At 66.2% G+C, this 22180-nt stretch carries 18 protein-coding genes; 10 read left to right on the top strand and 8 right to left on the bottom strand.

Features of this window, described 5'->3' with window-relative positions; all coding sequences use genetic code 11:
• Nucleotides 1–10: 10 nt before the first annotated feature.
• Genes ACLIJ1_RS18890 through ACLIJ1_RS18880 form a run of 3 tightly spaced genes read right to left on the bottom strand, consistent with a single transcriptional unit; the run spans nucleotide 11 to nucleotide 3140 of the window.
• Entirely contained in the window at nucleotides 11–1213 is a 1203-nt protein-coding gene (locus tag ACLIJ1_RS18890; protein ID WP_411367105.1) for an AAA family ATPase, read from the bottom strand.
• Between the two features lie 29 nt (nucleotides 1214–1242).
• Nucleotides 1243–2163: a site-specific tyrosine recombinase XerD gene (xerD, locus tag ACLIJ1_RS18885; RefSeq protein ID WP_411367104.1), complete on the bottom strand. Its 921-nt coding sequence runs from the start codon at nucleotides 2161–2163 to the stop codon at nucleotides 1243–1245.
• Nucleotides 2163–3140: a tripartite tricarboxylate transporter substrate binding protein BugE gene (locus ACLIJ1_RS18880; protein ID WP_411367103.1), complete on the bottom strand. Its 978-nt coding sequence runs from the start codon at nucleotides 3138–3140 to the stop codon at nucleotides 2163–2165. The genes xerD and ACLIJ1_RS18880 overlap by 1 nt, the downstream gene beginning before the upstream one ends.
• A 161-nt stretch (nucleotides 3141–3301) precedes the next feature.
• Between ACLIJ1_RS18880 and ACLIJ1_RS18875 the strand changes: the two genes are divergently transcribed.
• From ACLIJ1_RS18875 to ACLIJ1_RS18830, 10 genes are all read left to right on the top strand, one after another.
• Nucleotides 3302–4207: an AEC family transporter gene (locus tag ACLIJ1_RS18875; RefSeq protein ID WP_411367102.1), complete on the top strand. Its 906-nt coding sequence runs from the start codon at nucleotides 3302–3304 to the stop codon at nucleotides 4205–4207.
• A 75-nt stretch (nucleotides 4208–4282) separates the two neighbouring features.
• Nucleotides 4283–5452 carry a nucleotide sugar dehydrogenase gene (locus ACLIJ1_RS18870; RefSeq protein WP_411367101.1) on the top strand — a complete coding sequence of 390 codons (1170 nt, stop codon included), beginning with the start codon at nucleotides 4283–4285 and terminating at the stop codon, nucleotides 5450–5452.
• A 12-nt stretch (nucleotides 5453–5464) separates the two neighbouring features.
• Nucleotides 5465–6418 carry a glycosyltransferase family 2 protein gene (locus ACLIJ1_RS18865; protein WP_411367100.1) on the top strand — a complete coding sequence of 318 codons (954 nt, stop codon included), beginning with the start codon at nucleotides 5465–5467 and terminating at the stop codon, nucleotides 6416–6418.
• 23 nt (nucleotides 6419–6441) lie between these two features.
• Nucleotides 6442–7422: a glycosyltransferase family 2 protein gene (locus ACLIJ1_RS18860; RefSeq protein ID WP_411367099.1), complete on the top strand. Its 981-nt coding sequence runs from the start codon at nucleotides 6442–6444 to the stop codon at nucleotides 7420–7422.
• A gap of 8 nt (nucleotides 7423–7430) precedes the next feature.
• Nucleotides 7431–8198: a glycosyltransferase gene (locus tag ACLIJ1_RS18855; RefSeq protein ID WP_411367098.1), complete on the top strand. Its 768-nt coding sequence runs from the start codon at nucleotides 7431–7433 to the stop codon at nucleotides 8196–8198.
• Between the two features lie 76 nt (nucleotides 8199–8274).
• Nucleotides 8275–9339, top strand: a complete 1065-nt coding sequence (gene rfbB / locus ACLIJ1_RS18850) for a dTDP-glucose 4,6-dehydratase (protein ID WP_411367097.1) — start codon at nucleotides 8275–8277, stop codon at nucleotides 9337–9339.
• The gene (gene rfbD, locus ACLIJ1_RS18845) at nucleotides 9336–10232 is read left to right on the top strand and encodes a dTDP-4-dehydrorhamnose reductase (RefSeq protein WP_411367096.1); all 897 of its coding nucleotides are present in this window, start codon (nucleotides 9336–9338) and stop codon (nucleotides 10230–10232) included. Before rfbB ends, rfbD begins: the two co-directional genes overlap by 4 nt.
• Nucleotides 10229–11104 (top strand): glucose-1-phosphate thymidylyltransferase RfbA, encoded by an 876-nt coding sequence (gene rfbA / locus ACLIJ1_RS18840; RefSeq protein ID WP_411367095.1) that lies wholly within the window; start codon nucleotides 10229–10231, stop codon nucleotides 11102–11104. The genes rfbD and rfbA overlap by 4 nt, the downstream gene beginning before the upstream one ends.
• Nucleotides 11105–11170: 66 nt before the next feature.
• Complete coding sequence (locus ACLIJ1_RS18835) at nucleotides 11171–13102, top strand: acyltransferase family protein (RefSeq protein WP_411367094.1); 1932 nt, start codon at nucleotides 11171–11173, stop codon at nucleotides 13100–13102.
• A gap of 16 nt (nucleotides 13103–13118) precedes the next feature.
• Nucleotides 13119–13889, top strand: coding sequence for a PIG-L deacetylase family protein (locus ACLIJ1_RS18830; protein ID WP_411367093.1), 771 nt, complete (start codon nucleotides 13119–13121; stop codon nucleotides 13887–13889).
• Nucleotides 13890–13914: 25 nt separating this feature from the next.
• On the opposite strand, the gene ACLIJ1_RS18825 is transcribed toward ACLIJ1_RS18830, so the two are convergent.
• The 5 genes from ACLIJ1_RS18825 to ACLIJ1_RS18805 form a co-directional block, all read right to left on the bottom strand.
• Entirely contained in the window at nucleotides 13915–16077 is a 2163-nt protein-coding gene (locus ACLIJ1_RS18825) for a glycosyltransferase family 2 protein (RefSeq protein ID WP_411367092.1), read from the bottom strand.
• A gap of 18 nt (nucleotides 16078–16095) precedes the next feature.
• The gene (locus ACLIJ1_RS18820; protein WP_411367091.1) at nucleotides 16096–18192 is read right to left on the bottom strand and encodes a glycosyltransferase family 4 protein; all 2097 of its coding nucleotides are present in this window, start codon (nucleotides 18190–18192) and stop codon (nucleotides 16096–16098) included.
• Between the two features lie 87 nt (nucleotides 18193–18279).
• On the bottom strand, nucleotides 18280–19044 hold the full coding sequence (locus tag ACLIJ1_RS18815) for a class I SAM-dependent methyltransferase (protein WP_411367090.1): 765 nt from the start codon (nucleotides 19042–19044) through the stop codon (nucleotides 18280–18282).
• Nucleotides 19041–20003, bottom strand: a complete 963-nt coding sequence (locus ACLIJ1_RS18810) for a glycosyltransferase family 2 protein (RefSeq protein WP_411367089.1) — start codon at nucleotides 20001–20003, stop codon at nucleotides 19041–19043. The genes ACLIJ1_RS18815 and ACLIJ1_RS18810 overlap by 4 nt, the downstream gene beginning before the upstream one ends.
• The gene (locus tag ACLIJ1_RS18805; protein WP_411367088.1) at nucleotides 20000–22180 is read right to left on the bottom strand and encodes a hypothetical protein; all 2181 of its coding nucleotides are present in this window, start codon (nucleotides 22178–22180) and stop codon (nucleotides 20000–20002) included. Before ACLIJ1_RS18805 ends, ACLIJ1_RS18810 begins: the two co-directional genes overlap by 4 nt.

Here is a 22180-nt window from a genome sequence, read left to right as displayed (position 1 = left end):
CCGCGCAGGGTCAGCCAGGGCGGCGCACAGCACCGAAGCGACGCATGAGTTGCCCCTGAACCTGTGCTGGTGACAGTCCCTGAGGTGCGAACTCGGCCGCGAACGCCATGGCCGCGGCCTCGTCCGGATCGAACTTGAGGTACAGGCGGCGCAACTGCTCTTCGTCGCACAGGCCCAGCTCCACCCGCTCATCAATGCGGCCGGCGCGGATCAGCGCCTCGTCCAGCCGGTCGGCGTGGTTGGTGGTCATGAACAGCACATTGCCTTCCTGCGTCGCCACGCCGTCGAGCGCGTTGAGGAAGCCCGAGAACGACAGCCTGACCTGCGCATGCGCGGCGTCGCGCTGGCGGAAGAACGCGTCGACGTCCTCGATCAGCAGCAGCGAGCGCTGCGGCACGGCGGCCAGCAGGGTGTGGATCTTCTCGTCGGTCACCACGGGTGAGGCCAGACTGAGCGTGCAGACATTCAGGTGCAGCTCGGACGCCAGCGCCGTGACCAGCGAGGTCTTGCCGGTGCCGGGCGGGCCATACAGCAGGTAGCCGCGGCGCCAAGGGATGCCCAGCTCGGCGTAGCGCTCGTGCGCACTGTAAAAGCGCTGCAGGTCGCCCAGCAGGGCCTCGGCCTGCCCGGCCTTGAGCACCACCGAGGCGAGCGGCCGGCGCGAGCCCAGGCGGGCGCGCATCCAGTCGCCGCCGTGGAAGGGGTTGGGAATGTAGACCGAGAGCGTGTCGCTCTCGCGGTTGGCGCGCGCCTGGATCGCGCGCTGCAGGAAGCCCGCCAGCCAGTCGCCCGAGCGGCCGAAATGCGACAGGCTGATGCGCTCGAACACGCTCTGCGTGACCTGCAGCTCGCGCCGGATCCAGACCAGCCGGCCGTCGATCCAGAGGATGTGCAGGCCTTCACCCGGCGAGAGGTAGGCACGCGGCGCCTGGCCGGCGCGCAGGTCTTCTTCCAGGCTCTGGTAGGCCGTGCCCTGGCGCACGCTGCGGGCGGTGAACTGGTTGACCTGGCGCAGCGAGGGATGTGCGTCCATGTATTCGACCAGCGCCGAGAACAGGAACTCGTCGCGCGAATCGATGCTGAGGGTCGAGATGAAGAAGCGCTTGCCCCAGGACACCAGCAGGCCCGGCACGTCCTTGAGCCAGAACGCAAGGGCACCGGCGGCGGCGATCAGGGCCGCCTGGGCGACGGAAGACTGAAAGATGGGGTCCATATCGCTTTATACCCCCGGGACCATTCAGGTCAGCCGCGTGGATGGTGCTGCGCCACGATGGTCTTGAGCCGTTCGCGCGCGACGTGGGTGTAGATCGTGGTGGTCGAGATGTCGGCGTGGCCCAGCAGCATCTGCACCGCGCGCAGGTCGGCTCCGTGGTTGAGCAAATGGGTCGCGAAGGCGTGGCGCAGCGTGTGGGGCGACAGCGGGGAGGTGATGCCAGCCTGCAGCGCGTATCGCTTGACCAGGTTCCAGAACATGACCCGGCTCATGGCCTCGCCGGCCTTGGTGCCGCGCGCGGTCACGAACAGGTCTTCACTGCCGTGCGTGCCCAGGATCTCGGGCCGGGCGTCCTTGAGATACCGGCGCAGCCAGTCACCGGCGACCTGGCCGAAGGGCACCAGCCGCTCCTTGTTGCCTTTTCCGGTCACGCGCAGCACATGGTCCTGGTGGCCGACGTGAAAGGTGCGCAGGGTCACCAGTTCGCTCACACGCAGACCACTGGCGTACATCAGCTCCAGCATGGCGCGGTCGCGGATGCCAAGCGGCGTGGAGGTATCGGGTGCATTGAGCAAGGCCTCGACCTGGGCTTCGGACAGCGTCTTGGGCACGCGCATCGGCTGGCGCGCGGCCAGCAGGCGCAGGGTCGGGTCGGCATCGATCAGGCGCTCGCGCAGCGCCCAGCGGAAATAGCGCTTGAAGACCGTCAGGCGCCGGTTGGCGGTGGTGGCGCGGGTCTGTGCGTGGCGGCTGGCGAAATAGCCGTGGATGGCGGCCTCGTCGGCTTGCAGCAGCGAGCGTGCGCCGTGCTCCGCCAGCCATTGCCCGAACAGCACCAGATCGCGCCGGTAGGCGTCGAGCGTGTTGCGCGAGAGCCCCTCTTCCAGCCAGAGGGCATCGACGAAGGCGCCCGCGCTGTCCTCGCTGCGCGCGAGCGCCGCCGCGTCCATCACTCCAGCGAGAGCTTCTGCTTGGTGACCACGTCCTTGTAGACCTCGAACTCGGCCTTGATCTGGGTCGTGAACTGCTCGGGCGTGTTGGCGACGATCAGCGATCCCGTGTCTTCGATGCGCTTGCGCACGGCCGGGTCCGCCAGCGACGTCTTGGTCGCGTTGTAGATCTTGTCGACCACGTCCTTGGGCATGCCCTTGGGGCCGATGAGACCGTAGTAGGCCATGCGGTTGACCGGCTCCAGACCCACTTCCTTGAAGGTCGGCACATCGGGCAGCACCGGCAGGCGCTGCGGCGCCGCCACCACGATCGCGATCAGGCGGCCGGCCTTGATGTGCGGCAGCGCCGATGGCAGGTTGTCAAAGATGATCGGCACCTGGCCGCCGACGGTGTCGTTCAGCGCCGGGCCCGCGCCGCGGTAAGGGATGTGGGTGATGAAGGTGCCGGTCAGGCTCTTGAACAGCTCGGTCTGCAGGTGGCCGATGCCGCCGGTGCCGGAGCTGGAATAGCTGTATTTGCCCGGGTTCTTCTTGATTTCCGCCAGGAAGCCCTTGTAGTCCTTGGCCGGGAAGCTGGGGTGCACCGCGATCACGTTGGGCGTCGCGGCGATGTTGATGATCGGCGTGAAGTCGGTGAGGGTGTTGTACGGAATCTTGGGATTGATCGCCGGGTTGGCCGCGGTGGTCGAGACCGTCGCCATGCCGAGCACGTACCCGTCGGGCGCGGTGCGCGCCAGTTCGGTCGCACCGACCACGCCGCCGCCACCGGCCTTGTTTTCCACCACCACGCCCTGCCCCAGGGACTTGCCCAGCGGCTCGGACATCACGCGCGCAATGATGTCGGTCGTGCCGCCCGGCGCGAATGGCACCTGCAGCCGGATGACCTTGTTCGGGTAGGCCTGCGCCCACAACGGTCCCGCAGCACCCAGCGACGCAGCAGCCAGACCCAGTGCAAACAGACGACGGCGATCAACCATGGCAATCACTCCTTGTGTAGTCAACAAAAACGATAGCAACAGGCATATTACCCCTGCCCACCTCGCCGCGAATGTAGAGAGCAGCCGCCGGTTTGAACAGCGGGAGACTACATAAGTACAAACCCCGGGAAGGGGCTTGCCAGCCGCGCTATGCTGCCCGCGTGAACTTCGCCCAACTGCTCTTTCCCGACTTCTCGCTGATCCTCTGTGGCTACCTGGTCTGCCGCTTCACCGCCCTGAACCGCTCGGTCTGGGAGCCGCTGGAAAGCCTGGTGTATTTCTTCCTGTTCCCGGTGCTGCTGTTTCACTCGATCGTGAAAAGCCCGCTGGACCTGCAAGCCGCCTCCAGCCTGATGGCCGCCGGACTGACCCTGGGCGTGGCGGGCATCGCCCTGTCGTATTCGCTGCCGCACTGGCCCTGGCTGGGACGCCGGCTGGACGTGCGCCTGCACGCCGCCAGCGCGCAGGTCGGGTTCCGGTTCAACTCTTTCATCGCCCTGGCGCTGGCCGACAAGCTGGCCGGCCCTCAGGGTCTGCTGATGATCGCGGTGCTGATCGGCTGCTGCGTGCCGCTGTTCAATGTGGGCGCGGTCTGGCCGATGGCACGCCACGCCAAGCGCGGATTTGCCCGCGAACTGCTGCGCAACCCGCTGATCATCGCAACCGCCAGCGGCCTGATCGCCAACCTGCTGGGCTTTCGCATCCCGGTCTGGCTGGATCCGACCGTCAACCGCATCGGCCAGGCTTCGCTGGCGCTGGGCCTGATGGCCGCCGGGGCCGGGATGCAGCTGGGAACCCTGTACAAGGCAAAGACCCTGGGGCTGGCGGTGCTGGGCGCCAAGCACCTGGGGATGCCGTTGCTGGCTTTCGGCGTGGCCCACCTGTTCCGCCTGGACCCGGCCCAGACGCTCATCCTGCTCATGTTTTCCGCGGTGCCTACCGCCTCCAGCTGCTATGTGCTGGCCGCCCGCATGGGTTACGACGGGCCGTACGTCGCCGGCCTGGTGACGCTGTCGACCCTGGCCGGCATGCTGAGCCTGCCCTTTGCGCTGGGTCTGCTTTCCTGAGTGGTTCCTGACGGTTCCGCCAGGGGCCTTGTGGCAAAATCCTTGGGTTTTACCTCGCGCGAATAAGGGTTTTTCATGAAGATTGCGGTTGCTGGCACCGGCTACGTCGGTCTGTCCAACGCCGTGCTGCTGTCCCAGCACCACGAAGTCGTCGCCCTGGACATCCTTCCCGAGAAGGTGGCCCTGATCAACGCTCGCAAGAGCCCGATCGTTGATGAGGAAATCGAGGATTTCCTGGCCAATCAACCGTTGAACCTGCGTGCGACGCTCGACAAGCACGATGCTTACCAAGGCGCGGACTTCGTCATCGTCGCGACGCCCACCGACTACGACCCCGAGACCAACTACTTCAACACGAAGTCGGTTGAGGCCGTGATCCGTGACGTAATGCAGATCAATCCGGACGCGGTGATGGTGATCAAGTCGACCGTGCCGGTGGGCTACACCGCCAAGGTCCGCCAGGACACCGGCAGCCAGAACCTGATGTTCTCGCCCGAGTTCCTGCGCGAAGGCAAAGCCCTCTACGACAACCTGCACCCCTCGCGCATCATCGTGGGCGAGCGCTCGGAGCGCGCCCGCGTGTTTGCCGGCCTGCTGGCCGAAGGCGCGCGCAAGAAAGACATCCCGACGCTGTTCGTGGACTCGACCGAAGCCGAAGCGGTCAAGCTGTTCTCCAACACCTACCTGGCAATGCGGGTCGCGTTCTTCAATGAGCTGGACACCTACGCCGCCTCACACAATCTGGACACTCGCCAGATCATCGAAGGTGTCGGCCTGGATCCGCGCATCGGCAGCCACTACAACAACCCCTCCTTCGGCTACGGCGGCTACTGCCTGCCCAAGGACACCAAGCAGATGCTGGCGAACTACCAGGATGTGCCGCAGAACCTGATCCACGCGATCGTGCAGTCGAACTCGACGCGCAAGGACTTCATCGCCGACGACATCTTGCGCCAGGGCGCGAAGACGGTCGGCTTCTACCGCCTGATCATGAAGACCGGTTCGGACAACATCCGCCTGTCCAGCATCCAGGGTGTGCTCAAGCGCATCAAGGCCAAGGGCGTGAAGACCGTGATCTATGAGCCCCTGATCGACGGCGACGAATTCTTCGGTTCCCCTGTGGTCAAGGACCTGGATGCCTTCATGAAGGAAGTCGACCTGGTCGTGACCAACCGCAAGTCGCCCGAGCTGGATCACTTCGGCAAACCGCAGTACTCGCGCGACCTGTTCACCAAAGACCTCTGAAAGCGCCCCGCGATGACGGTTCGATCGGGTCGCCTGCCCACGGTGCATGTCCTGCTGGCCAGCTACCGGGGTGAGCGCTACATCGGCGAACAGCTCGCGTCGATCGCAGCACAGTCGCACACCGCCTGGAACTTGCTGATCAGCGACGACGGTTCCAACGACACCACCCTTGAGATCTGCCAGGCGTTTGCGGCCAGCCAGCCGCAGCACCGCGTGCGCGTGATCGCCGGCCCGAAGCGCCGTTCCACGGCCAACTTCTTCCACCTGATCAACACCATCGACGGCTTTGAGGAAGACGACCTGTTCGCCTTCTGCGACCAGGACGACGTCTGGCTGCCCGAAAAGCTGGCCCGCGCCGTGGCGGTGCTGCAAGACGCGCCCTTGCGCGACGGCCAGGCAGCGCTGTACGGCGCCCGTACCCGGCTGGTCGACCACACGCTGCAACCCATCGGCATCAGCCGCTTGCCCGCACGGCCGCTGGGCTTTGGCAACGCACTGTTGCAGAACATTGCCAGCGGCAACACCATGGTGTTCAACGCCGCCCTGCTGCGCCTGCTGCGCCGCATCGACCCGGCGCACGCCGTGCTGCACGACTGGACGGCTTACCAGGCCGTGACCGGCTGCGGTGGCTGGATGCACTTCGATCCGGAGCCCTGTCTGCTGTACCGCCAGCACGACCACAACCTGATCGGCTCGCAGGGCCGCTCCCGGGACCAGGTGCAGCGCGTGCGCATGCTGCTGCGTGGCCAGTACCGTGTCTGGGGCGACCTGACCGAGGCCGCGATGAACGACATCAGGGACCACCTCACACCGGAGGCCACGCGCCTGCTGCGCAACTTCCAGCACATGCGCCACCTGCCCCATTTCGCCGCGCGGCTTCGCGCCGGTGCCGGCAGTGGCCTGTGGCGCCAGACCCGGGCCGGACGCGCCAGCTTCTGGCTGGGCCTCGCACTCAACCGGATGTGAGCCAGGGCCCAGGCCCGCCCGCGATGAACGCTCCGCTGTCTCCCACCTCCCCTGCCACCGACCCATCCCTGCCGTGGGTGCTGGTGCTGCTGCCGGTCTACAACGGCGCGACCTATCTGGCCGAGCAGGTGGAGTCGATCCTCCGGCAGGAAGGCGTGCGTGCGCACGTGCTTTGCCGCGACGACGGATCGACCGACGACTCTGTCCGCGTCCTCGCAGAGCTGCAGGCACGCTGGCCGGGTCGCATCGAGCCCGTGGCAGACGGCCTGGGCAACCTGGGCGCCAGCGGCAACTTCTCGCGCCTGATGGACCTGGCGCTGGCTTTCCAGGCGCCCGCACCCTGGTCCGGTCCGGTGCGTTATGTGGCACTGTCCGACCAGGACGACCTCTGGCACGCCGACAAACTGCGGTCGTGCATGACCGCGATGCGCCAGCTGGAGCAGGCCAGGCCCGGGCAACCGGCGCTGGTACACAGCGACCTGCGGGTGATCGCGGACGACGGCCGCGAGATTGCGCCGTCGATGGCGCGCTACCAGGGCCTGCAGGTAGGGCGCCCCAGCCTGGCGGCACAGGCGCTGAGCAACACGTTGACCGGCTGCACCAGCCTGATGAACCGCGAGCTGCTCGAACTCGGTCTGCCGGTGCCACCCGAAGCCATCATGCACGACTGGTGGCTCTCCCTGGTCGCCAGCGCGCTGGGCTCCCGGACCTACCTGGACCGCGCCCTGATCGACTACCGTCAGCACGAACGCAACGCCATTGGCGCCAAGGCCAAGGACGACAACCCGCGGGAAAAGCGCTTCCTCAAGCGGCTGGCCGGCTTTTTCGACCAGCGGCACCGGACGATCTTCGGCCTCAACGCGCGCCAGGCCGGCGCCTTCCTGCACCGCTATCGCCGCCAGCTGAGCCTGAAACAGGCCATGACGCTGCGCTGCGTCAAGCTGCTCGTCTGGCCGATCCCGCCCATGCAGCGGTCGATTTTCCTGATCCTGAGGCGCCTGTGAGGCCAGACTTGAGCATTCGCCTGTCGATGGTCAGCCACGGCCAGTCCCAGCTGGCCAACCGGTTCCTGCAGGATCTGCAGCAGACACCGGAGGTCGATGAGCTGGTGGTGACAGAAAACATCCCCGATGCACCGCTGGTGTTGCCCGACGGCCTTGCCGCCACGCGCCACACCAACGCAACGCCGACCGGTTTCGCCGAAAACCACAACCGTGCCTTCGAGGGCAACCAGAAACGCTTCTTCTGTGTCGCCAACCCCGACATCCGGCTGGTCACCAACCCGCTTCCGGGCTTGCTGGCCGCCATGGACGATCCCCGGGTCGGGGTGGTCGCTCCGCTGGTGCTGTCGCCGCAAGGGATGCCAGAAGACAATGCGCGGCGCTTTCCGACGCCCTGGAACCTCGGCCTGAAGCTGGCGGGACTCGACGACGGCCGTTACCACCTGACGCCGACCGAACGCCCCTCGCCCCGGCCCGTGGAATGGACGGCCGGGATGTTTCTGCTGTTCCGGGCCGAGGCCTTTCGGGATGTGGGAGGCTTTGATGCTAAATTCCACCTCTATTACGAGGATGTGGACATCTGCGCCCGCCTGTGGAAAGCGGGCTGGAAGGTGGTCTGCGATCCGGGGGTCACGGTGGTGCACGAAGCCCAGCGTGCCAGCCGGCACAACCCGCGTTACATGAGATGGCACGCCGCGAGCATGGCCCGCTACTTCTTCAAACATCTGGGCCGACTGCCGCCCGTGCCTGCTGTGGCGCACGGGAGCACTTCCCCTTGAAACACCCATTGCAACCATCCAGGTTGAACTGCGGGTGCGCCCCGGGCGCCCCCCACCATTCCAAGCAGGAGCAAAGATGATTCTGGTTACCGGCGCCGCAGGCTTCATTGGCGCAAATTTCGTGCTTGACTGGCTGGCCCAGTCCAGCGAACCCGTGGTCAATCTGGACAAGCTGACCTACGCAGGCAATCTGCAGAACCTGGCGAGCCTGCAGGGCAATCCGGCGCACCAGTTCGTGCAGGGCGACATCGGCGACCGTGCGCTGGTGGACAAACTGCTCGCCGAACACCGCCCGCGCGCGGTGGTCAACTTCGCCGCCGAGAGCCACGTCGACCGCTCGATCCACGGCCCGGAAGACTTCATCCAGACCAACGTGGTCGGCACCTTCCACCTGCTCGAATCGGTGCGCGCCTACTGGGGCTCGCTCGAAGGAGAAGCCAAGGAATCCTTCCGCTTCCTGCACGTCTCGACCGACGAGGTCTACGGCACGCTGGGTCCGAAGGACGCGCCCTTCACCGAAACCACTCCCTACACCCCCAACAGCCCGTACTCGGCCTCCAAGGCCGCCAGCGACCACCTGGTGCGTGCCTACCACCACACCTATGGCCTGCCGGTGCTGACCACCAACTGCAGCAACAACTACGGCCCGTACCACTTCCCCGAGAAGCTGATCCCGCTGATGATCGTCAACGCCCTGGCCGGCAAGCCGCTGCCGGTGTACGGCGACGGCATGCAGGTGCGCGACTGGCTGTTCGTGAAGGACCACTGCAGCGCGATCCGCCGCGTGCTCGAAGCCGGCCGCGTGGGCGAGACCTACAACGTGGGCGGCTGGAACGAGAAGCCCAACATCGAGATCGTCAAGACGGTCTGCGCGCTGCTGGGCGAGTTGCGCCCACGCGCCGACGGCCAGAGTTACGAGACGCAGATCACCTACGTCAAGGACCGTCCCGGCCACGACCGCCGCTACGCGATCGACGCCACCAAGATCCACCGCGAGCTGGGCTGGAAGCCGGCCGAGACCTTCGACACCGGCATCCGCAAGACCGTGCAGTGGTATCTGGAGAACGCCGACTGGGTGACCAGTGTGCAGAGCGGTGACTACCGCAACTGGATCGGCCAGCAGTACGGGGCGCTTGCATGAAGATTCTCCTGACCGGCAGGAACGGCCAGGTCGGATTCGAATTGCAGCGGGCACTGGCGCCGCTGGGGCAGGTGCACGCGGTCGACTCGGGCGACTGCAACCTTGCCGATGCGGATGCGCTGCGCGCGCTGGTGCGCAAGCTGCAGCCGCAGGTCATCGTCAACCCTGCCGCCTACACCGCGGTGGACCGCGCCGAAAGCGACCTGCAGCAGGCGATGGCGGTCAACGCCGTGGCGCCGGGAGTGCTGGGCGAAGAAGCCGAGCGCCTGGGCGCCAGCGTCATCCACTACTCCACCGATTACGTGTTCGATGGCAGCAAAGCCACGCCCTACGTCGAGAGCGATGCCACGGCCCCCCTGGGTGCCTATGGCCGCAGCAAGCTTGACGGCGAGCGTGCGCTGGCCCGGGCCACGGCGCGCCACCTGATCCTGCGCACCAGCTGGGTGGTCGGCGCCCACGGCAGCAACTTCGCCAAGACCATGCTGCGACTCGCAGCCGAGCGCGATGAACTGCGTGTCGTCAGCGACCAATTGGGCGCACCCACCTCGGCCGCACTGATGGCCGACGTGACGGCGCACCTGGTTCGCCAGCTGCAGCGTCCGGGCTCCGAGCCGTTCCCCTACGGCCTGTACCACGCGACGGCCAGCGGGGAGACCAGCTGGTGCGACTACGCCCGCTTTGTGATCGGCTACGCCCTGCGCACCGGACACGCCCTGCGCGTGACGCCCAACGAGGTGCTCCCCATCGGCTCCGACCAGTACCCCACGGCAGCGCGGCGTCCGGCGAATTCGCGCCTGGACACCACCCTGTTTCGCTCCACCTTCGGGCTTGAACTGCCGCACTGGCAGGAAGGCCTCGGACATGTCCTGCAACAGATCCTGAGAACGCCATGAACAGAAAAGGCATCATCCTCGCCGGCGGTTCCGGCACGCGGCTCTACCCGGTGACCCAGGCGGTGAGCAAGCAGCTCATGCCGGTGTACGACAAGCCGATGATCTATTACCCGCTGACCACGCTGATGCTGGCCGGCATCCGGGATATCCTGATCATCTCGACGCCGCAGGACACACCGCGCTTTACCGAGCTGCTGGGGGACGGCAGCCAGTGGGGCCTGAACCTGCAGTACGCGGTGCAGCCCAGCCCCGATGGTCTGGCGCAGGCCTTCATCATCGGCGAGCAGTTCATCGGCAACGACCCGTCTTCGCTGGTGCTGGGCGACAACATCTTCTACGGCCACGACTTCGCATCGCTGCTGGGCAATGCTTCGGCCCGCCCCGATGGTGCGACCGTGTTCGCCTACCACGTCAACGACCCGCACCGCTACGGCGTGGCCGAGTTCGACCCCGCTGGCAAGGTGCTCAGCCTGGAAGAAAAGCCGGCGCAGCCCAAGAGCAACTACGCGGTCACGGGCCTTTACTTCTACGACAACCAGGTCGCAGCCCTGGCCAAGGACCTCAAGCCTTCGCCGCGCGGCGAACTGGAGATCACCGACCTGAACCGGCTGTATCTGGAAGCGGGCACACTGCAGGTCGAGGTGATGGGCCGCGGCTATGCCTGGCTGGACACCGGCACGCACGACAGCCTGCTCGAAGCCGGTCAGTTCATCGCCACGCTGGAGAAGCGCCAGGGCCTGAAGGTCGCCTGCCCCGAAGAGATCGCCTTCCGCAGCAAGTGGATCGACGCCGAGCGCCTGGGCGCCCTGGCCAAACCGCTGGCCAAGAACGGCTACGGCCAGTACCTCCTGCAGCTTCTGAAAGAAGCGTGACCGTCACCACCGGTCGGACGCCATGCCCACCCCGGGCATGGCTTTTTGTTTTGTCTGCCTGAACGCATGTCGACAACACCCCACCTGGACAACTACCGCCCCGACATTGACGGCCTGCGCGCCATCGCCGTGTCGGCCGTGGTGCTCCACCACGCCTTCCCGCAATTCATCCATGGTGGCTTCATTGGCGTCGACATCTTCTTCGTCATCTCGGGCTACCTGATCAGCTCGATCCTGCTGGACAACCTGGCCAGCGGCAAGTTCAGCTTCGCCGACTTCTACGCGCGGCGGGTCAAACGCATCTTTCCGGCGCTGTTCCTGGTGCTGGCCTTCACGCTCGGGTTCGGCTGGTACGCGCTGACGCCCAACGAATACCAGGCGCTGGGCAAGCACACGATGGCGGGCAGCTTCTTTCTGTCCAACTTCGCGTTCTGGTCCGAGGCCGGTTACTTCGACGCCTCCGCGGTCGAGAAGCCGCTGTTGCACCTGTGGTCGCTGGCGATCGAAGAACAGTTCTACATCTTCTGGCCGCTGATCCTGTTCGCGCTGCACCGTTTCGGCCAGGCCAAGCGGATCTGGATCCTGGGTCTGCTGCTCCTGTCGCTGGCCTTCAATTTCTGGCTGGTTCGTCACGACCTGAACGCCGCCTTCTACAACCCGCTGGGACGCTTCTGGGAAATGATGATGGGCGCGTTCCTGGCAGCCAGCCGCCCTGCTCCCGGCAGCGAGGGGCCGGCATCAACCACCCGGGCGCAATGGCTATCGACACTGGGCTTCTTGCTGATGGCGGTGGTTCTGGTCAAACTGACTCCGGAGCGGCGCTTCCCGGGTGGATGGGCCTTCGCTGGTACCCTGGCCACCTGTCTGCTGATCGCGGCCGGTCCCCGGGGCTGGTTCAACCGCTTTGTGCTGTCGAACAAACCCATGGTCTGGATCGGATTGATCAGCTACCCCCTCTACCTCTGGCACTGGCCGCTGCTGTCCTATGCACACATCGACATCGGCTCGATGCCGCGCGTCCGTGAACAGATCGGCTGGGTGTTGCTCGCCGTCGTGCTGTCCTGGCTGACCTATCAGTTCGTCGAGAAGCCGATCCGGTTCGGGCAGTGGCGCAAGCACCGCTTCATGACCGTCTTCCTGTGCGCCACCGTGGCCATGACGGGTCTGACGGGCTTCGCCATTCTCAAGAAGGATGGCGTGCCCGAGCGCTTCCCCGAGCTGCTGTCCAACCTGACCACCAAGGGGGGGCGCGCCGCCATCGTCGAGGGCTGGCGCGATGGCGACTGCGTGCTGGACTACGACCTGCCACCGAGCAACTACAAGCCTTTCTGCGTCGAGAAGAAGCGCCCCCTGATTTTCTTCTGGGGCGACTCGCACGCCGGTTCGCTCTACCCGGGATTCAAGGCCTTGCAGGACAGCGGCAAGTACAGCTTCGGCATCGGACAGCGCGCCGGCGCGATCTGCCCGCCGATCCTGGGCATCGAACCACGCCCGCTGTGCAAGAGCCTGAACGACGACACCATCCGCGTGATCCGCGAGACCAAGCCCGACGTCGTCGTGCTGTACGCGTGGTGGCACGAGGGCAAGGTGCACGGCCGCTACGCGGACATCTCCGGTCTGGAAGCGACGGTCGCGGAGATCAAGAAGGCGGGCGTGCCGCGCGTGATCCTGCTGGGTGCCGTGCCGTACTGGAAGGAAGACCTGCCGCAACTGCTGCTCAAGGTCTGGAAAGACAAGAAGACCATTCCGCTGCGGCTGGGCGACGAATACCTCGATCCGCTGGTGCGCACCACCACGGCGGAGATGCGGCAGCGCGCCAAGGCCATGGGCATCGAGTTCATTTCTGGCATGGACTACTTCTGCAACCAGGAAGGCTGCCTGACCCGCATGACGCCGAAGTCCACCGAACCCCTGAGCTACGACTACGGGCATCTGTCGATTCCGGCGGTGAAGTACTACGCCGAACAGATCGCACCGATCATCCTCGGCAAACCCTGACCCAGAACGCTCCGACATGGCCCTGCACGTTTTTCTGTTCCCGCACCAGGACGACGAAGTTCCGGTGCTTCTGGAAATCGAACGGCTGCTCAAGGCCGGGGAACCGATGGCCCTGGTCTACCTGACCTCGGGTGCGCGCAGCGGTGAGCCCGAACTGCGCCGCACGGCGGAAAGCCTGTCGGTGCTGGGGGATCTCGGCGTGCCGCGGGACGCGATCCACTTTGTGGGGTCGGACATGCGGGTACCCGACGGCGACCTGATGTCGCACCTGCAAGCGCTGCACGGCTGGCTGAACGACCTGATCGCCCGTGGCGGCGGCCTGGCCAGCCTGCACATGCCGGCCTGGGAAGGCGGTCACCAGGACCACGACGCCGCGCACTTGCTGGGCGTGGCGCTCGCCGCCGAACACCAGGCCCTGCCCCGTGCCCGCCAGTTCCCCTACTACCACGGGCGCAACCTGCCGGGCATCCTGTTCCGCACGCTAAGCCCTCTGGCGCCCAACGGACCGGTGCAGCACGACCGCATCGGTTTCGGGCAGCGCCTGCGCTACCTGGGCTACCTGACCCGCTACAAATCCCAGCTCACGACCTGGATCGGACTGGGCCCCTTCTTCGTGCTGCACTACCTGTTCCGCGGCACCCAGGTCCGCCAGCCGGTCAGCACGGCACGCGTCTTTGAGCGTCCGCACGAAGGGCCGATGCTCTATGAGCGCCGCAACTTCAGCGACTACCAGCGCTTTCAGGACAAGGCCGACGCCTACCGCCGGTTGCACCTGGCACAGAACTGAAACGGGGCCCATCGGGCCCCGTTCTTTATGCAGCGCTGACGGTTTCGGCTGGCACCCAGGCATGCCGCGTCCGCGGTGGCCAGGCAATGCCGAAGTCTTCGGCGTCCAGCGTCAGGTTCGGGCTGTAGTACGGGTCGAAGGCCATCAGCTTGGGCCAGCGCTTCCACATGTAGGCAACTTCCTTCGCGAAGCGCTCCTTCTTCTCGGGCGTGTCTTCGAAACCTCGGGTCGCCGACTCGTGGTGGTAGAGCGAGGCGAATGGCGTGTAGAGGTTGCGCAGGCCAAGTTCGGTGAACTTCAGGCACAGGTCCACGTCGTTGCAGGCCACGCGCAGGTTGACTTCGTCGAAGCCACCGACCTGCAGGAAGTACTTCTTCTGGACGGCCAGGCAGGCGCCCGTCACCGCGCTGAAATTGTTCTGCAGCGTGAGGCGGCCGACGTAGCCGTGGGCCAGCGACGAGAACGACTTGTGCGCATGGCCGGCCCAGCCGCCGATGCCCAGCACGATGCCGGCGTGCTGGATCGTGCCGTTGGGGTAGATCAGGCGCGCACCCACGGCACCGATGCCCGGGCGGCAGGCGTGGCTGATCAGCTCGTCCAGCCACTCGGGGTTGATGACTTCGATGTCGTTGTTGAGGAAGACCAGGATCTCACCCTTGGCCTGCTCGGCCGCGCGGTTGTTGATCGCCGAATAGCAGAACGGCTGCTCGTCGCGGATCACGCGGATGTTGTCGAGCTTGTTGATCTCGGCAAAGTAGGCCAGTGCCGCCGGATCGTCCGAACCGTTGTCCACGAGGATGACCTCGTAGTTGCGGTAGCGTGTCATGTCGCGGATGCTCTTGATGCAGACCTCGACCAGCTTCAGCGCGTTGCGCGTCGGGATGATGATGCTGGCCATGGGCGGCTCGTCCGGCAGGCGGAAGCGGGCCCGGAAGCCGTGGCCCACGAACTGTGCGCGCGCACCGTTGCCGATGCGGCGGAAGTGGTCGTTGAGCGCGCGCTCGCCGGCCAGCATGGCGTAGGGCTTGATCGTCAGGTCGGCCTTGGCCGTGCTGGCCGCGTGGGCGCGCCAGTGGTAGAGCAGGAACGGCACGTGCACGATCTGGTCGGCCGAGATCTTCTCGATCACGCGCAGCACCAGGTCGTAGTCCTGCGCGCCGGCGTAGGCGTCGCGCAGGCCACCCACCTGGTCCATCACCTCGCGGTGGTAGAAGGCCAGGTGCGTCACCAGGTTGTGGGCGTAGAACAGGTCCGGGTTCCAGTCGGACTTGAAGTACGGGTCGTGGCGGCGGCCCTGTTCGTCGACCTTGTCTTCGTCCGAATAGATCATCCGCGCCCGTGGGTTTTCGACGGCAGCCTTGACCATGTAGTAGAGCGCGTGCGGTGGCAGCAGGTCGTCGTGGTCCAGGAAGGTGATCCACTCACCCGTGGCGACTTCCAGCGCACTGTTGGTCGCGGCCGAGATGTGGCCGTTGGTCGGGCGGAACACGACCTTGACGCGCGCATCCGCAGCGGCCATTTTTTCCAGGAAGGGCCGCACCTCGGCGCTGGTCGACGCATCGTCGGCAATGCACAGCTCCCAGTCGCCATAGACCTGGTTCTGCACCGAGACGATTGCCTCTTCCAGCCAGACAAGGTTGGCGTTGTAGGTCGGCATGACCACCGATACCAGCGGGCGCCGAGGCATGGCTGCCACCTGGTCGCGCATGACTTCGACTGCCTTCGCATCGGGCGTGTCGTACAGCCGCACCCAAGTCTGGTAGTTGCGCTGCTCCAGCGAGGAAGTCTCTGCACCTTCCTGTGGCGCCGCGGGCTGGTGGCGGTTGCCGGCACGGCGGGCCTCGTCCATGGAACGGCCGAAGCCGTGGCCCGAACGCATGCCCTGGCGGAACACACCGATCGAGTGGCGCAGGTCCTGCACCGCCTGGCTCACCGCACGCATCGGCGCCGTGATGCGCCAGCTGGTGGACAGGTAGACCTTCTCCAGCTCCTTGAGCTCCAGGATTTCCTTGTTCTGCCGCGCCAGGGCCTGGTAGGCGTGCACGAGCTGCTGGCTGCGTTCCTGGTAGTCGTTGAGCAGGTCCAGCAGGTGCTCGTCGCGCGCCTTGAGCTCCTCGATCAGCACTTGAGGATCCGAAGAATACTTCTCGGGCTTGGCAAACAGTGGGGGGGTCGCGTTGTCGGTCATGTGTTTCTCGGCGGGTGTTCAGATCGTTCCGGTCGCGCGCAGCTCGCGCAGGCGCTGACCGTAGGCCCGGGCCACTGCCTGGATCGAATAGTCGTTCTGCATCAGTTGCTGGGCCTGGCTGGCGGTGCGCCGCGCCAGCGCACGGTCTTCCACCACACGGCGCATCTGCTCCACCGCCTGCGGCACTTCCGGGTCGCACCAGTACTGGCCCTCGTGCAGGATGTAGTCGTCGGCGGTGAGCGGCACCATCGGCCCGTTCACCAGGAAGCTGGTGTCTTCGCGGCAGAAATCCGCATTGCCGGAGAAGGCCGTGGTGACGGTCGGCAGGCCCAGCAGCATCGATTCCGCAATGATGCGGCCGAAGCCTTCGGAGCGGTGCAGCGAGACATAGGCATCGCACGACGCCATCAGCTGGACCAGCTCCACGCGGTCCAGCGTCTTGTCGATCACGGTCACGCGCGCATCGCCCTGCAGTTCCCGCTCAACCGCCTGCCAGCCCGCGGACTGGCGGTTCAGGCTGATGGCCTTGATCACCAGGCCCACGTTGGGATCGCTGGGAAACGCCTGCTTGAAAGCGCGCACGGCGGCGATCGGGTTCTTGCGGGACAGCCACGAATTGCCGTCGAACATGATGAGGAAATGGAAGCGCTTGGGCGCAAGGCCGAAGCGTTCGCGGGCGGGCGCGGGCCGGGCGGGCAGCTTGACCGCCAGCGGCATCTTGCGCACCGGCTTGTCGGTCTTGCCGTGGAAAGCGGCGCGCACGAACTCGCTGAAGACCCAGATTTCGTCCACCGAGCCAATCACCCCCATCAGGTGCTCCGGCCACACCGGCAGTTCCCAGTGCCAGGCGCCGACGATGTGGTTGCCGCTGTCGAGCAGTTGCCGCCCGCCTTCCATGCCCAGGCGAATGATTTCCGTCGGCGGCAGGCAGACGAGAGACAGCGGCCAGCGGGCTCGCTGCGTGAGTCGGTCGTCCAGCGTGTGGTCCAGCTTGGCGGGGCCGGGCATGGGCACGTCGATCACACCGAATGGGACGCCGGCGATTTCGGCCGAGCGGGCGGCCATGCGCACGTCTTCGGCGATGCCGATCACGCTCTGGGCATAGCCCAGGATGTTCATCCCCGGCAGTTCCTGGTCCGGATCGTCGAACAGCTGCGGAAAGCTGCCGTACTCGGCCTGCCGGTTCTGCTCCCACCAGGCCAGCAGCGCACGGCTTCCTTCGGGGGTCTTGATGTCGAACAGCGTCGGCAGGTCGCTGCGCGTGCTCCAGACCAGATAGAGCGGATATGGCAGACGAATGTCGACACACGGCGTGTAACTCGGCCGGTTCGCCTCGAACTCGGTCACGCGCCGGTGCATCAACCGGCGCAGCGACACCTGCCGGTCCAGCGCCCACGCGTCGATGTCGAACTCGCCGGCGCCGTAGAGGTGCCACCACAACAGCGCGTTGACCCAGTTGCCGTCGGACACTGGCGCGTACAGATCGGGCGCCAGGTCGCGCCGGCCATCCAGGATGAGCGACAGGAAGCGCGGCATCGGCCAGCGTCCGTCACCGTGCGGCTGCACCTCGCGCAGGGCCGGATCCACCGACCAGCGCACCCGGGTGTATTCCTGTTGTCCAAACTTGCGCCACCAGCCCAGCAGCGCAAAACGGCCTTCGGTCGTGTCGATGGGATACGCGCCCTGCAGGTCCTGGCGGTCATTCCAGATCAGCCGCAGTGGCGGTGGCAGTTCGGTGGTGAGTGACTTTTCATCCAGCACGAACGACAGGTACTGGTCGCGCCATTCGGGCATCAGCGCCACCGCGGTCGGCCAGTTGCCCTTGAGCACATACGAGAGACCGCACCCGCCCTCGTCGACAAAGCGGGACACGGCGTAGGACCGAAGGAACACGCGGTCCGCGTCGCTCAGGGACCACTCGATCTGGTGGTATTCCTGGTGCAGTTGCCGCTCCCACCACGCGAACAGGACGATGCGGTCCTGCACCCGGCCGAGATCGAGGTGCATGAGGTCGGGGCGGATGGCCACCATGGCCTGCAGACCGGCGGGCACGCCGATTGGCCAGTCCGCCTGTCTGGCGGGCGCCCGGGCAGACCAGGCGGTATGAGAAATCACCACGTTCCTGTGTTCAGAAGCCCTGTCGGGCCGGCCGTCGAGCCTGATGGAAACGTCCTGCGCACCCGAGCGCAGGGCAACAGAGGATTATAGGTTCGGGGCCCCGGCCGACCCCTTCCGGCGAAGGCAGGCGTAGTAGGACAGCCCGAAGCTGCGGCGGGTCTGCGGCGTGAAGCCGGCGACCTCGTCAAGAAACACCGCGGAGAGCAGTCGACCCACCATGCCCTGCCCTGGCACGCCCTGCTTGTCCTCGGGCGGCGTGCGGAGCAGCCGGTGCTTGGCCACCCACAGCGCACGTGCCGCGACCGCGACCGGAAACAGACGGGTGTTGAAGTGGCTGCCGGACAGCCATTCGAGCCCATCGGGCACGATGGCCTGGAACGAAGCGGCCGTGTAACGCCGGTAGTGCCCGACCGCGACGTCGTGCCGGCTGAAGAACCAGGGATGGGCGGGCACGGTCGCCAGGAACAGACCGCCTGGATTCAGGTGGTCCGCGATCCAGCGCAGTGCGCCCCGGTCGTCCTCGAGGTGCTCGATGACGTCGAATGCACAGATCAGGTCGTAGCGCTGGCCCAGGGCGCAGGGAATCGGCTGGTCGAGCAGCGTCCGCAGGTCGGCGCGCTGGCGCAGCACCGCCAGTCCCAGGGGATCAATCTCCAGAGCATCGACCACGCCATGGCGCGCCAGGGTCGGGATGTTCTGGCCGACGCCGGCTCCCAGTTCGAGAATCTCGCGCTCGCGGTCCAGCGGCGGCAGGTGAAAGCCCAGCACACGGTCGATCAGCGCACGGCGGCCCTCGTGCAGCCAGCCACTGGCCTCGTTCACATAGCGCAGGTAGGCGGCTTCTTTCATGCGACAGAGTCCCCTGGAGCCCCGCCGACGCGCTCGGCAATGAAGCGGCGCTGGTCCGTCGGCTGGTTGAACTTCACGAAAAACTCCACCACGACGCCCAGCGACAGCAGGTGCACGCCCACGATGACCGCCAGCATGCCGAACAGCAGCAGCGGACGTCCGCCGATGGGTCCGTGGCCGAGCAGCCAGAGCCCGGCGAGATAGGCCAGCACGACCGACCCGATCAGTCCCAGCAACAGGCCCAGACCACCGAACAGGTGACCAGGCTTGTGCAGCCAGCGGGTCGTCGACAGCACGGTCAACAGGTCCAGTGAGCCTCGCGCACAGCGCTCCCAGCCGTATCGGGACGAGCCGTGGCGCCGGGGGTGATGCACCACAGGGATCTCGGTCACGCGAAACCCCAGGTCGTGGGCCAGCACCGGGATGTAGCGGTGCAGCTCGCCGTACAACCGCAGGGACTCCACCACCTCGCGCCGGTAGCACTTGAACCCACAGTTGAAATCGTGCAGCGGCACACCGGTCATGCGGGCCGTGATGTGGTTGAAGACGGTGGACAGCAGCAGCCGGGACGCCGGGTCCTGCCGGTTCTGCTTCCAGCCCGACACCAGATCATGGCCCTCATGCAGTTTGGCCAGGAAACGGGGGATCTCGCGTGGATCGTCCTGCAGGTCAGCGTCCAGCGTGAACACCACCTCTCCACTGCAGGCCTCGAAACCGGCCGCCAGTGCCTGGGCTTTGCCAAAGTTGCGCCGCAGGCGGATGCCCCGGACAGTGGCGGGATCGCTCAAGGCGAGGGCCCGGATGACCTTCCAGGTGCTGTCGCGGCTCCCGTCGTCGACCAGCAGCACCTCCAGCGACTCCACCCCGGAGCAACCCTGCACCGCGACGCGGATCTGCTCCACCAGCGGTGCGAGGCTGGACTCTTCGTTGTGGGCGGGGATCACGAAACTGAGCTTCATGGGGGTGTTCCGGTCGCGGGTTCCAGGCGCAAGCTCCGCAAGCCAAGACCCAGCAGTCGTTCATCAGGCCCGGCCCCGTGGGCACTCGGAGAGCGTGGCTGCCGGACGGCGATGCCCACCCGCAGCACGCCGGTCGGCCCCAGCGGGGGCACCGCCATCCGCAGGCGTTGCACATCGCTGTTCGAAAATCGCCACGCTACAGCCTTGCCTCCGTTGACCGACACATCAAAGGACTGCGCGGGCGCCCCGGGGGGAACAAAGGCTGTGGCTTCCAGCACCAGGTCCATGGGCTGCTCAGCCGACGCTGGCTCCAGCGCCAGTTCTGCGTAGTGCCCCAGCGTCCACACGCCCCAGGGTTCTGGCGAACCCCAGCCGAAGCGGGAGGCGACGCCGGACTCGCCAAACTGGGTGGGTGCAATGTCCTGGGCCCACGGGGTCCGGGCTGCGCTCTTCGGCGCGGCAAACACAATCTCGGCCAAAGCTGTGGGCCCGAAGCTGGCGGTCCGCAACTCCACCGCGAACGTTCCCCAGCGCAGGGGCGCGTTGCTGATCATGTCGAACGCATGCCGGGACAGCTCATGCGACGGCACCCGAACAGGCGTCGGCACTCCCGCACGGAGGGCGCCCTGCCAGACCGGAAGGCCCGCGTGCATCAGGGCCCCCGCAGCATCGACGGAGGACACCAGCGACAACTCTGGCAGCGGATCGCGGCTGTCGTGCTGGAACACCGTGAACTGCGCATGGTTCACGGCCGCCTGCAGCGGCATCAACCCTTGCTCGAAACCCTCGATCCGGTAGAGGCTGGTGGTCGTGCGGTCGGGGCGCAGCTCAAACCCGGGACTGTCGATCGGCATGTACGGCAGCAGCGAGGTTTCCAGGGGAAACCATATCGCAGGCGCCTGCGTCAAAAACATGGCAGGCCGGGCCACGAGCGCCGCCGAAGGCGGCAGGGTTCCGTGCTGGAACAGAGCAGCAAGGCCCAGCGCACCGATCACCGGCCAATGGCGCCACGGCCCGGTCTGCCCTGACGGTTCGCGCCGCACGAACAGCAACGCCACGATCAACACCGGAATGACCTGCAGCAGGTAGCGCGAACCGTAGCTCTGCGCACCGCCGAAGCCGTTGGTGGGGAAAGCGAGGGTGTTGAGCAGCCAGTAGACCCCCACCCCGGCGCACAACAATCGCGCTGCCCGGTTTCCGCGCCACAACGCTGTCGCGAGAAACAGCAGGGCCACGGGGAAGTAGAGCAGGATTCCTGTTTGGCGCCCAATCAGGAAGTCCAGCAGCTTCTCCGGCAACAACGGCCAGTTCGTCCGAACGGCCCCCCACAGGTGGCGCAGGTCGAAGATGTGGTTGTAGTCGCGCCCCGTCGGCAATACCCAACCGGCCTCGAATGGAAAGGGCCGGGCCCAGACGCCGAATCGGTTGCCCTGGTACGCCAGCAGGTGAGCGTCCTGCAAGAGGTTGACAAAGGACGGCCCGGCCCATCCGATCGAAGCACCGAGCAGTGCCCAACCGAGCCGGCGCCCAAGCACTGGGGCGGCGACGAACAGCAAGAAGGGGAACACCGCCAGCAGCGGCGGGCGCTCGTAGAACGCCATGCCCAGCAGCAATCCGCCCAGGCATAGCCGCCAGGCCACTCCAGGCCGCAAGACGATGAAGCTGCCCATGGCCAGCAGCGCCGCTGCGAACAGGTCCGGATGGATGACCCCGGCCCAGACCACCGCAGGCCCGATCAGGAACAGTCCCGCGGCCAACAGTTGCCCCGCCAGCGATCCAAACACCGGGGTCGCACAGCGGACCGTCACAAAGACCAGGATCCCCAGCGCCACGAGGTTGAGGACAATGAAACCGGCGGTTCCAAGCAGCCCATACAGCGGGGCAGCCAACACGGCGTACAGCACCGGCTTGGCGAAGTAGAACCGCTGCTCGCCCACCTGCTTGAAATAGGCGCCGCGGGGGCCACCCGCCTGGGGAAACTGCGCATCGAACCGATGCAGATCCCCTGCATCGAAACGCAGGTCTTGGTCGTTCCACAGGCTCATGGTGGCCAGCAGGTGCGCCGACTGGTCGCCAAACGGCACCCACTCCCGGTCGGGGACCCTGTTTGACAGCAGCGAAGCGCTGACGGCCAGGGCCAGCAAGGCCCAGACCACCCGCACGATCGCAGCCTTCAT

The organism is Hydrogenophaga sp. RWCD_12, assembly GCF_046604225.1.
In the GTDB taxonomy this organism is placed as follows: Bacteria; Pseudomonadota; Gammaproteobacteria; order Burkholderiales; family Burkholderiaceae_C; genus Hydrogenophaga.
Note: the sequence above shows the minus strand (reverse complement) of the source record. Positions and strands in the feature narration are given on the sequence as shown.